Raw genomic sequence first — 3,270 nt, forward strand, 5'->3', positions numbered from 1 at the left:
ATTTTTTCAAGACAGAGCTTTTTATTGCGTCGATAACCTCCCGCCTAAATTGATAGATACTTTTATCGAACTTTTGGATAAAAGCGAGCCTAAAATCGAAAATATCGCCATTGTTTTGGACGTCAGAGGAAGTGCATTCTTCGGCGATATAGGCTTGATACTGGATAATTTGAAAAACGAAAGGAATGCGGAGCTTCTTTATATAGATGCGGATGATGATGTACTTATTTCCAGGTATAAGAAAAACAGGAGAAAGCATCTTATTTCCGGAAAAGACAGGATAGAGGTAGCCATTAAAAAGGAAAGGGCTTCCATGGAGGAAGTGAAGAAACGCGCGGATTTGATAATTGACACTTCAAAACTCAAAGAAAGAGATTTTGAAAAAATTCTTCACGATTGCTACGGAAAGATGGATGATAATCATACTTCTTTCAACATTATAGTAAGTTCTTTCGGTTTTAAATACGGTATACTGCATGATGCGGATATAGTATACGATGTCAGATTTCTTCCCAATCCTTTTTATGAAAAAGATTTAAAACACTTAACAGGTAAAAATAAGGAAGTTTCCGATTATGTATTCTCCTTCGATGAAAGCAGAGAATTTATGGATAAGTTATATGATATTGTTTCATTTACCCTTCCTTATTACATAAAAGAGGGCAAAGCCCAGCTTGTAATAGGTATAGGTTGTACCGGCGGAAGACATCGTTCCGTTACGATAGCGAGTGAGCTTGCAAAAAGGCTTATAGATGGAGGTTTTTTCGTTACGGAAGAGCATAGAGATATAACCAAGGATAATTATCAGTATTAAGATTGTGAGTGTAGAGAATATGAAGTTTAAGGATAAGAACATTGTAATCATAGGCGGAGGAACGGGCAACAGTGTTCTTTTGAAAGAATTTAAAAATCATACCGATAATATCAGTGCCATAGTGACTGTGTCGGATGACGGAGGAAGTACAGGAAAACTCAGAAGAGATCTTGGTATTTTGGCAGTGGGGGATATTCGAAACTGTATAACGGCTCTTGCCGAAGATGAATCTACCATGACAAAGCTTATGGAGTACCGATTTACAAAGGGAGCTTTAAAAAAGCATTCTTTCGGCAATTTGTTTTTGGCGGCTTTAAATGAGATAAGCGAAAGTTTTCCGCGAGCCATAAAAGATATAAGCGATGTCCTTGCCATAAAGGGAGAGGTGGTTGCAGTGACGAAAAACGACGATGTAACCCTTTGCGCTCTTTTAAATAATACCGCTGTTATTCACGGAGAATCCAAGATACCTAAGCAGGCGATAAGAATGAAATCTCCAATAAAAAAGGTGTATCTGACGCCAAAAGATGCAAAGGTGAACGATTATGCCATAGAAAAAATAAGGAATGCGGATATTATAATATTAAGCCCGGGAAGTCTTTATACTTCCATTATCCCGAACCTGCTTATAAAGGATATTCCTTATGCCATAAACGAAAATAAAAAGGCAAAGAAATATTTTGTTACCAATATAATGACTCAGCACGGAGAAACCGATAACTTCGGTGTCGCAAAGCATATAAGCGAAATTGAAAGACATATACCAAAGGGGCTTAAAATCTTTGATGAGGTTATATACAACACAAGTATCATAGACGAAGAAGTTTTATCTAGGTACAAAAAGAAACACGCCAGAGCAGTGACATTCGATGTAAGAGAAGAAATGAAAGATAAGTATGTATTTACCGGACTCGATTTGGCTCTTGAGGTAGATGGAGTCATAAGGCATAACAGCAAGGTTTTGGTGGAGTATCTTAAAGGTGTTGAGTAACAAAAGAAAATAAAAAAGACCGTATTGTTACGGTCTTTTTATTTAAGTCAAAGACGTAATTTTACATACGTTTTTTGATTTTCCTATTACTATTATATGATCGTTTTCTTTGAAGATATAATCAGGGTTCGGTATAGGATCCAAAATATTATTATTTTTTACTGCTATAATGTTAATTTTAAATTTGCTTCTTATATTCAGCTCAGCCATATTTTTGCCTATCCATGAATCTATAATTGGAATTTCGTAAATTGAGTATTCAGGGGTAAGAGGGATGTAATCAAACACATTTCTTGCGTTGTATCTTATGGCAAGCTTTTCGGCAGTATCTTTTTCCGGGTATATTACTTCGTCCGCACCTATTCTTTGAAGAAGTTTTTTTTGTATGTCGCTGCTTGCTTTTGTTACTACCCAGTTTGCGTTTAAGTCCTTTAACAGCGCGGTTATTTCCAATGAAGACTGGAAGTCTTCTCCTATTGCAACGAAGCATACATCAAAGTTGTTTACTCCTATTGACTCCAGCACCGTTTCTTTTGTGCAGTCTCCGATTTGAGAATCCGTAAATTCCGAAGTGAATTCTGCAATTCTTTCTTCGTCTCTGTCAATAACCATTACATCATTTCCAAGTTCTTGCATTTTTCTCGATAAATGCTTACCGAATCTTCCCATTCCTATTACTAATACTGATTTCATAATAAATCCTCTCTTTTATTCTTTATCCTATAAGTATTTTTTCCGATGGTCTTTCAATCGGTGCCGTTTTTTTCTTTCTCGCAAGGGTAAGCATCAATGTAAGGGCTCCCACTCTTCCCGCATACATAAGCAACATTATAGTTATTTTCGATGCCTGGCATAAGGCTGGAGTAATTCCCATTGAAGAACCTACCGTCCCTATTGCCGAAGAAACCTCGAACATTATCGATATCGCCGAGCTGTTCTCGAAGTAACAAAGCAGAAGTGTTCCAATCAAAAACCCCGTGAAATACAGAGTCGATACTGCGCTTGCCTGTTTTACCGTTTCGGGTTCGAGTTTTCTTTTGAATATTGTTATACCGTTTTGGTTTTTCGAAGATGCCACCGCACTCATTATAAGAACAACCAAAGTCGTCGTTTTCATTCCGCCTGCGGTAGAGCCGGGACTTCCGCCGATTAGCATTAAAAGTATGGTGAATATCGATGTTCCCTGAGTTATTTCACTCCATGAAATTGTGTTGAATCCCGCAGTTCTCGGTGTTACTGACTGGAATAGGGAAGATAGTATACTCTCTTTTAACGGAACACCCATCAAAACTCCGTTTTGTTTTTCGAAAATAAAGAAGAGCACCGCTCCCGCTGTTATTAACGATACCGTTGTAGTCAGCACTATTTTTGAATGGAGCTCGTATTTTTTGAAGTTGAACTTATTTTTTATTACATCGTTCCATACTATAAATCCTATGCCCCCTATAACTATAAGAGCCATTAT

At 37.3% G+C, this 3,270-nt stretch carries 4 protein-coding genes; 2 read left to right on the forward strand and 2 right to left on the reverse strand.

What is annotated here, in order from left to right:
• A partial coding sequence (gene rapZ, locus QZ357_RS04910) for an RNase adapter RapZ (protein ID WP_290772581.1) occupies positions 1-814 on the forward strand: 814 nt, incomplete at its 5' end.
• A 19-nt stretch (positions 815-833) separates the two neighbouring features.
• Positions 834-1,805: a gluconeogenesis factor YvcK family protein gene (locus QZ357_RS04915; protein ID WP_290772584.1), complete on the forward strand. Its 972-nt coding sequence runs from the start codon at positions 834-836 to the stop codon at positions 1,803-1,805.
• A 42-nt stretch (positions 1,806-1,847) separates the two neighbouring features.
• Here QZ357_RS04915 and QZ357_RS04920 read toward each other — a convergent pair whose 3' ends face one another.
• The gene (locus QZ357_RS04920) at positions 1,848-2,498 is read right to left on the reverse strand and encodes a TrkA family potassium uptake protein (protein ID WP_290772586.1); all 651 of its coding nucleotides are present in this window, start codon (positions 2,496-2,498) and stop codon (positions 1,848-1,850) included.
• A 22-nt stretch (positions 2,499-2,520) separates the two neighbouring features.
• A partial coding sequence (locus QZ357_RS04925) for a potassium transporter TrkG (RefSeq protein ID WP_290772589.1) occupies positions 2,521-3,270 on the reverse strand: 750 nt, incomplete at its 5' end.

Source organism: Anaerofustis sp. (genome assembly GCF_019420015.1).
GTDB lineage: Bacteria > Bacillota > Clostridia > Eubacteriales > Anaerofustaceae > Anaerofustis.